Origin of the sequence: Serratia sp. PF-27 (assembly GCF_030053255.1) — a bacterium.
Taxonomy (GTDB): domain Bacteria; phylum Pseudomonadota; class Gammaproteobacteria; order Enterobacterales; family Enterobacteriaceae; genus Serratia; species Serratia bockelmannii.
The window spans coordinates 53,416-61,028 of the sequence record NZ_JASGBT010000007.1 but is presented as its reverse complement, the minus strand read 5'-3'; the positions used below and the strand labels follow the sequence as shown (position 1 = coordinate 61,028).

Genomic DNA, 7,613 nt, shown 5'->3' with positions numbered 1-7,613 from the left:
GTAGGACACTGCCAGGCATCAAATAAAGCCGAAAGCCCTGAACTGACGTTCAGGGCTTTTTGCTGTGCGTAAAACGTAAAAAAGCGCAGCTACGCTGCGCCTTTCAACCACTCGACAATAAAATCGGCGATGCTTTCCGGCTGATTGAGATCCAACGGCTTAGCCGTGATGGATAGCGGTCGGTCGCTGGCTACCGCCACGACAAACTGATCCAGCATGTCTTCTAGCGGCCTACCGATCTCGGCCCGATAAAGCAGGATCTTGCTGACCGGCTCATGTTTGAACCCTTCCACCAGAATCAAGTCGACCTTATCGGCATCAAAACGCTCTGCCAGGTAGCGTAGATCCAAAGGTTGTTGCTCCGGCGTTTCGGTCATCAATGCCCAGCGGCGATCGCTGGCGACCAACGTTTGGTCGGCACCCGCTTTGCGCAGCTCATAGCTGTCTTTACCCGGTGTATCCACATCCATATCGTGGTGCGTATGCTTTATCAGCCCAACCCGCACCTGGCGCTGTTTCAGCAGCGGGATCAGCTGTTTGAGCAAGGTGGTTTTTCCCGTTCCGCTATAGGCACCGATGGCCAGCAAAGGGGGCAATGAACGATTCATTACTTTAGCTCTCGTGCTTGCTGCCAATTCCGACAGTCTTCCGGCGTATTCAGGTTATGAAATGCCGCTTGTTGTCCGCAGAACGCCACGCGTTGTGCCCCAATTTGATGCAGGAACAGCATCAGCTTGCGTTCACCTCGGGCCAGATAGTCAGCCAGCTGCGGTGCTATTTGGCTATGCAATAACGCCAGCGTAGGGTGATCTCGTTCACCATCGCTGGCAAAGGCCGCCTGCGCCGCGCCTTTTTGCCGCCAGAGTTGTGCGACTAAGTCGGCGGGAAAGTCGGGGACATCACAGGGGACAAAGACCACCCATTCGCTGTGAGCCTGTGTGAGCCCGGCGAGCATCCCGGCCAACGGCCCGGCGAAGTCGGGCGTCAGATCGCCAATCACCGGCAAACCGCTCGCCTGGTAACGTGCCTGATTGCGATTGGCGCTGATGGCGACGGAGGCCACCTGCGGGCGTAACCGAGCCAATACGTGTTGATAGAGTGCGATCCCGCCAATCGACACTAGGCCTTTGTCTTCACCGCCCATGCGCGTGGCCCGTCCGCCGGCCAAAATGACGCCGCTGATTTCTTTATGCATCTCGTTTATCCCGCCTTGTCGATGCGCTGATTGTAGCGCTAAAGCCAGCGCGACATCAGGATTTACCTTTATTGACAAGCCGGTTCTTTCACTGCGTGGGTAAGCCTGTTACTTTGTGAGTTTATTCATGCTATTGGACGATATTGAGATGAAAACGCATCGCGTAAACGAGTTGATCGAGCTGTTGCACCCGGCCTGGCAGGAAGATCCCGATCTCAATTTGATGCAGTTTTTGCAAAAGCTGGCGAAGGAAGCGGGCTTCCAGGGCGAGTTGTCCGAATTGAGCGATGATATTCTTATTTACCACCTGAAAATGCGTGGTAGCGCCGGCACGGATCAGATCCCGGGTCTGAAGAAAGATTACGAAGAAGATTTTAAAACGGCGCTGTTGCGCGCTCGCGGCGTTATCAAGGACTGATCCTCGTGCGGTGCGAGAAAGCATAGCGCGTGAAATGCGCCATTAATGCTACTATTTCTCATTCCCGGCACCATGCTGTCAGCGATCAAACGAACGTTATGAATAACTCTGCTTTTAATTTCGACACCCTGTCGCCCGATTTGATTATGGACGCGCTAGAAGGGATTGGCCTGCGCGTTGATTCCGGCCTGACGGCGCTGAACAGCTATGAGAACCGCGTCTATCAGTTTATGGACGAAGATCGCCGACGCTACGTGGTGAAGTTTTACCGTCCGGAGCGCTGGAGTGCCGCACAAATCGGTGAGGAACATCAGTTCGCTCTGGATCTGGCCGGCGCGGAGATCCCGGCGGTGGCGCCGCTGGCGCTGCAAGGCACTACGCTGCATATGCACGGCGGTTTTTTCTTTACGCTGTTCCCCAGCGTGGGGGGCCGGCAATATGAGATAGACAATCTGGATCAGTTGGAATGGGTAGGCCGTTTTCTGGGGCGTATCCATCAGGTCGGCGGTGAGCGTTTGTTTGCTGAGCGGCCGACCATGGGGATTGAAGAGTATCTTATTGCCCCGCGTCAGGCGCTGGCCGATTGCGAGCTGTTGCCGGCAGCGCAGCGTGAAGCGTTCCTGCAGGCGACGGATAACCTGATTGCGGCGATCAAGCCGCACTGGCATCTGAACTGGCAGCCGCGTCGTTTGCACGGCGATTGCCATCCGGGCAATATTCTGTGGCGCGACGGCCCGCTGTTTGTCGATCTTGATGACGCGCGCAACGGCCCGGCGGTGCAGGATTTGTGGATGCTGCTGCACGGTGAACGTCGCGATCAATTGATGCAGCTGGATGTCTTGCTGGAGGCGTACGGCGAATTTGCCGAGTTCGATCAGCGCGAGCTGGCGTTGATTGAACCCCTGCGGGCGATGCGCATGGTGTATTACCTGGCCTGGGTCGCTCGCCGTTGGCAGGATCCGGCCTTCCCTAAGAGTTTTCCGTGGATGGCGGAGTCTGATTTCTGGTTGTCTCAGACTGCGGCCTTCACCGAACAGGTTAAGCTGTTGCAGGAGCCTCCTCTGCAGCTGACGCCAATGTATTGAAGCTTTAACACAATGGAGAGTTTAGTCTTATGAAAAAAATATGGTTGGCGCTCGTTGGCATGGTGATGGCATTCAGTGCCTCGGCGGCACAGTTTAGCGATGGCACTCAGTATGTGACCTTGGACAAGCCGGTGACCGGCGAGCCGCAGGTACTGGAGTTCTTCTCCTTCTACTGCCCGCACTGCTACCAATTTGAGCAGGTCTATCACGTGTCCGAAAACGTGAAAAAGGCGCTGCCTGCCGGCACCAAAATGACCAAGTACCACGTGGAGTTCCTGGGGCCACTGGGCAAACAGCTGACTCAGGCGTGGGCGGTGGCGATGGCGCTGGGCGTGGAAGATAAAGTAAGCCCGCTGATGTTTGAAGCGGTGCAGAAAACCCAGACCGTGCAAACGCCGGACGATATCCGTAACGTCTTCGTAAAAGCGGGCGTGACCGCCGCAGATTATGACGCAGCTTGGAACAGCTTCGTGGTGAAATCTCTGGTGGTTCAACAGGAGAAAGCCGCGGAAGATCTGCAGCTGCGCGGCGTGCCGGCGGTATTTGTGAACGGCAAATACATGGTTAAAAACGATGGCCTGGATACCAGCTCGATGGACGCTTACGTGAAGCAGTTCGCCGACGTGGTTAAATTCCTCAGCCAGCAGAAATAAGCCTGATTCAACATGAAAAACGCCGGCATTGCCGGCGTTTTTTTTATCCATATTGCCGCTTCAATTTATCCAGCAACCGGTCTTTTTCCTGCCACAGCGTATTCAGCCATAGCTGGAAGCGCCGCTTGAACAGCTTGTCGTTGAAGTAGTCCCCGTGCAGGGTTTCATCGATCGGCAACGTCTCAATTCTTACTACGATACGCGTCAGACGACCGCACAGCATGTCCAGAAAAGGCCGTTGGTTATTTTCCGGATAGAGCAGGGTAACGTTCAACACTTTGTCGAACTGATTGCCCAGCGCGCTAAGGGTAAACGCGATGCCGGCGGCTTTGGGCGCCAGCAAATTGCGGTAGGGTGAATTGCTTTTAATTTTCTTGGCTTCGGTGAAGCGCGAACCTTCGACGAAATTGACGATGGTGGTTGGGCGCTGGCGGAATTTTTCGCAGGAACGGCGCGTCGTTTCGATATCCTTGCCGCGTTTCTCCGGGTGCTTGAGCAAATAGGCACGGGAGTAACGTTTCATGAATGGCATATCCAGCGCCCAGCAGGCCAGGCCGACGAAAGGTACCCAGGCGAGCTGTTGCTTGAGGAAATACTTATTCATTGGAATATGATTTCTGAACAGCACGCACAACACGACAATGTCTGACCAACTTTCGTGATTGCTGATCAGCAGATACCAGTTTTTACGATCCAGCCCTTCCAGCCCTTCAATATCCCAACGCAATTGCCCGTTAATACGCAATAACAGCGCCAGCCCCTGACACCAACACCACATCATGAAATCGGCGAAAGCCGAGATATATCGCCAGACGGCGGGAATGGGCACCAGGAGTTTCACGATGCCGGCCAACGTGATGGGGATGGAACACAACACCGTCACCAGAATGGTGAGTATGACGGAAATGATAAAGATAACAGGCGTTAACAATCTTGGCATGGTTATGGGCTGACGGTTGTTGGGAACATCGTTGCATGCCAAAGCGCATGAACAAAAGCCTATTTTAACAGAGATCGTCGGGGTAAAGCGCCGCTAAAAATCACTGTTTTTCGTCTCATCGGATAACCATTTGCTGAGTTTTCGTGCAACTTTCCCAGCTTGTGCTAGGGTAATTGAGGCGCCGAATTTGATTAATAGTGCGATTAAAATCCGGCGAAAGTTATATCCACAAATTCAATAAAAGCCAGTAATAAAGCGTCGCCGGAATTCGTTCTTTTAACGCGGTGATTTAAATAGGAATTTTATTCGCCGTTATAACGATAATCACAGCGTTATAATTCGGTCTCTTTTCTATGCACAAAGTTATCCACAGGTAAGATCTTGCGGATCCTCGCGCACCATCACATCATTTTCGTCCGCAATGCACGCTAAGGTTCGTCTCCGGCGGCCAGCTATGGCATGCTTACCCCTATGTCCGATCACGATAAAGAAACGCTATGGCCCAGATTGCAGAAAACCCACTAATCCTGGTTGACGGTTCCTCCTACCTCTACCGCGCTTATCACGCCTTCCCGCCGCTGACCAACTCGGCGGGCGAGCCAACCGGCGCGATGTATGGCGTGCTGAATATGCTGCGCAGCCTGCTGCTGCAGTATCAACCGAGCCACGTTGCCGTGGTGTTTGATGCTAAAGGGAAGACCTTCCGCGACGATCTGTTCGCTGAATACAAGTCACACCGGCCACCGATGCCGGACGATTTGCGTGCGCAGATCGAGCCGCTGCACAGCATGGTCAAGGCGATGGGCCTGCCGCTGCTGGTGACGCCCGGCGTTGAGGCGGACGACGTCATCGGTACGCTGGCGCTGGAGGCCGAAAAGGCCGGCCACGCGGTGCTGATCAGCACCGGCGACAAAGACATGGCGCAGTTGGTGACGCCGAACGTCACCCTGATCAATACCATGAACAACACGATCCTCGGCCCGCAGGAAGTGTGCGATAAATATGGTATTCCGCCGGAGCTGATCATCGACTTCCTGGCGTTGATGGGCGATTCATCGGACAACATTCCCGGCGTGCCGGGCGTGGGCGAGAAAACCGCCCAGGCGTTGCTGCAGGGGATCGGCGGGCTGGATGCGCTGTACGGCAATCTGGAGAATATCGCCACGCTGAGCTTCCGCGGCGCCAAAACCATGGCGGCCAAGCTGGAACAGAACAAAGAGGTCGCGTATCTCTCCTATAAGCTGGCGACGATCAAAACCGACGTCGAGTTGGATCTGACCTGTGCGGACCTGACGGTCTCCGCGCCGGATGTCGACACGTTGCAACAGCTGTTCAAACAGTACGAGTTCAAACGCTGGCTGGCGGACGTGGAGGCCGGCGTCTGGCTGGAAAACAAGAAAGGCGCGGGCGCGAAAGCTGCCGGCGCCGCCAAATCGGCCATCGCTGCGGAAACGCCGAAAGCGCTGGCGGAGGCCAAGCTGTCTCAGGACGGTTATGTCACCATCCTGGACGAAACGACCTTTACCGACTGGCTGGCGCGGCTGAAAAAGGCCGACGTATTTGCCTTCGATACCGAAACCGATGGCCTGGATACGCTGACCGCCAATCTGATCGGCCTGTCCTTCGCGATCGCGCCGGGTGAAGCGGCTTATTTGCCGGTGGCACACGATTATCTGGATGCACCGCCACAGCTGGATCGCACCTACGTGCTGGAAGCGCTCAAGCCGCTGCTGGAGGACGAGAAGGCGCTCAAGGTCGGGCAAAACCTGAAGTTCGACATGAGCCTGCTGGCGCGCTACGGCATCGAGATGCGCGGTATCGCCTATGACACCATGTTGGAGTCCTATGTGCTGGACAGCGTCGGTGGCCGTCATGATATGGACAGCCTGGCCGATCGTTATCTGGGCCACAAAACCATCACCTTCGAAGAGATCGCCGGCAAGGGTAAAAACCAGCTGACGTTCAACCAGATCGCGCTGGAGCAGGCGGCGCCTTACGCCGCCGAAGACGCGGATGTCACGCTGCAGCTGCACCTGGCGATGTGGCCGCAGCTGAAACAGAGCGCGGAGCTGCTGACGGTATTCAATGAGATTGAAATGCCGCTGCTGCCGGTGCTGTCGCATATCGAACGCACCGGGGTGCTGATCGATCCGGCCATTTTGTCGGCCCACTCTCAGGAGCTGGCCAAGCGTTTGGCGGAACTGGAGGTGCAGGCCCATGAGCTGGCGGAAGAGCCGTTCAACCTGGCGTCGACCAAGCAGCTGCAGGCTATCTTGTACGAAAAACAAAAGCTGCCGGTGCTGAAGAAAACCCCGGGCGGGGCGCCGTCCACCAACGAAGAGGTGCTGGCCGAGCTGGCGCTCGACTACCCGCTGCCGAAGGTGATCCTGGAATACCGCGGCCTGGCGAAGCTGAAGACCACCTATACCGATAAGCTGCCGCTGATGATCAATCCGGTCAGCGGCCGGGTGCATACCTCGTACCATCAGGCGGTGACCGCTACCGGCCGTCTCTCCTCGAGCGATCCGAACCTGCAGAACATCCCGGTGCGTAACGATGAAGGGCGACGCATTCGCCAGGCCTTTATCGCGCCGGAAGGCTACCGCATCGTCGCGGCCGACTACTCGCAAATCGAGCTGCGCATCATGGCGCATTTGTCACAGGATGAAGGGCTGCTGAAGGCCTTCGCCGAAGGGAAAGACATTCACCGCGCCACGGCGTCGGAAGTTTTCGGCGTGCCGTTGGATAAAGTGACCGGCGAGCAGCGCCGCAGCGCCAAGGCGATTAACTTCGGCCTGATTTACGGTATGAGCGCCTTCGGCCTGGCGCGTCAGCTGGGGATCCCGCGTGGGGAAGCTCAGCGCTATATGGATCTCTACTTCGAGCGTTACCCAGGCGTGCTGGACTACATGGAGCGTACCCGCCAGCAGGCCTCAGAACAGGGCTATGTCAGCACGTTGGATGGTCGCCGTCTGTACCTGCCGGACGTCCGCTCCAGCAATGGCATGCGCCGCAAGGCGGCCGAGCGCGCCGCTATCAACGCCCCGATGCAGGGCACGGCAGCTGATATCATCAAGCGTGCGATGATTGAAGTCGACGCCTGGCTGCAAGGGCAGGAGAAGCCGTTGGTGCGCGCAATCATGCAGGTGCACGATGAATTGGTGTTTGAGGTGCACGAGTCGGTGCTCGAAGAAGCCAGCCAACGTATCCGCCAATTGATGGAAGGCAGCATGACCCTGGCGGTGCCGCTGAAGGTTGACGTGGGCGTCGGCATGAACTGGGATGAGGCGCACTGATCGTCGGGTTATCGCCGGATGCGCTA

The 7,613-nt window shown here is 56.4% G+C and carries 7 protein-coding genes; 4 read left to right on the top strand and 3 right to left on the bottom strand.

The features are described from left to right. Positions 1-89 precede the first annotated feature (89 nt). Together mobB and mobA are read right to left on the bottom strand one after the other, a co-directional pair. Positions 90-608 (bottom strand): molybdopterin-guanine dinucleotide biosynthesis protein MobB, encoded by a 519-nt coding sequence (gene mobB, locus QMZ29_RS03430; protein ID WP_025304725.1) that lies wholly within the window; start codon positions 606-608, stop codon positions 90-92. Then, positions 608-1,195 (bottom strand): molybdenum cofactor guanylyltransferase MobA, encoded by a 588-nt coding sequence (mobA, locus tag QMZ29_RS03425; RefSeq protein ID WP_025304724.1) that lies wholly within the window; start codon positions 1,193-1,195, stop codon positions 608-610. The genes mobB and mobA overlap by 1 nt, the downstream gene beginning before the upstream one ends. A gap of 148 nt (positions 1,196-1,343) precedes the next feature. Here mobA and QMZ29_RS03420 point away from each other — a divergent pair, with 148 nt between their 5' ends. From QMZ29_RS03420 to dsbA, 3 genes are all read left to right on the top strand, one after another. Next, entirely contained in the window at positions 1,344-1,613 is a 270-nt protein-coding gene (locus QMZ29_RS03420) for a YihD family protein (protein WP_004931268.1), read from the top strand. A gap of 98 nt (positions 1,614-1,711) precedes the next feature. Beyond that, positions 1,712-2,698, top strand: coding sequence for a serine/threonine protein kinase (locus tag QMZ29_RS03415; protein ID WP_049209084.1), 987 nt, complete (start codon positions 1,712-1,714; stop codon positions 2,696-2,698). A gap of 29 nt (positions 2,699-2,727) precedes the next feature. After that, positions 2,728-3,351: a thiol:disulfide interchange protein DsbA gene (dsbA, locus tag QMZ29_RS03410; RefSeq protein WP_025304721.1), complete on the top strand. Its 624-nt coding sequence runs from the start codon at positions 2,728-2,730 to the stop codon at positions 3,349-3,351. Positions 3,352-3,394: 43 nt separating this feature from the next. Here dsbA and yihG read toward each other — a convergent pair whose 3' ends face one another. Continuing rightward, positions 3,395-4,291, bottom strand: a complete 897-nt coding sequence (yihG, locus tag QMZ29_RS03405) for a 1-acylglycerol-3-phosphate O-acyltransferase, YihG family (RefSeq protein ID WP_025304720.1) — start codon at positions 4,289-4,291, stop codon at positions 3,395-3,397. 497 nt (positions 4,292-4,788) lie between these two features. Here yihG and polA point away from each other — a divergent pair, with 497 nt between their 5' ends. After that, positions 4,789-7,587, top strand: coding sequence for a DNA polymerase I (polA, locus tag QMZ29_RS03400; protein WP_038630023.1), 2,799 nt, complete (start codon positions 4,789-4,791; stop codon positions 7,585-7,587). The last annotated feature ends 26 nt before the right edge of the window (positions 7,588-7,613 follow it).

What these genes read in the sequence shown, in the direction of transcription:
- mobB (WP_025304725.1), bottom strand. Translation starts at nt 608, where the DNA reads ATGAATCGTTCATTGCCCCCTTTGCTGGCCATCGGTGCCTATAGCGGA.
- mobA (WP_025304724.1), bottom strand. Translation starts at nt 1,195, where the DNA reads ATGCATAAAGAAATCAGCGGCGTCATTTTGGCCGGCGGACGGGCCACG.
- QMZ29_RS03420 (WP_004931268.1), top strand. Translation starts at nt 1,344, where the DNA reads ATGAAAACGCATCGCGTAAACGAGTTGATCGAGCTGTTGCACCCGGCC.
- QMZ29_RS03415 (WP_049209084.1), top strand. Translation starts at nt 1,712, where the DNA reads ATGAATAACTCTGCTTTTAATTTCGACACCCTGTCGCCCGATTTGATT.
- dsbA (WP_025304721.1), top strand. Translation starts at nt 2,728, where the DNA reads ATGAAAAAAATATGGTTGGCGCTCGTTGGCATGGTGATGGCATTCAGT.
- yihG (WP_025304720.1), bottom strand. Translation starts at nt 4,291, where the DNA reads ATGCCAAGATTGTTAACGCCTGTTATCTTTATCATTTCCGTCATACTC.
- polA (WP_038630023.1), top strand. Translation starts at nt 4,789, where the DNA reads ATGGCCCAGATTGCAGAAAACCCACTAATCCTGGTTGACGGTTCCTCC.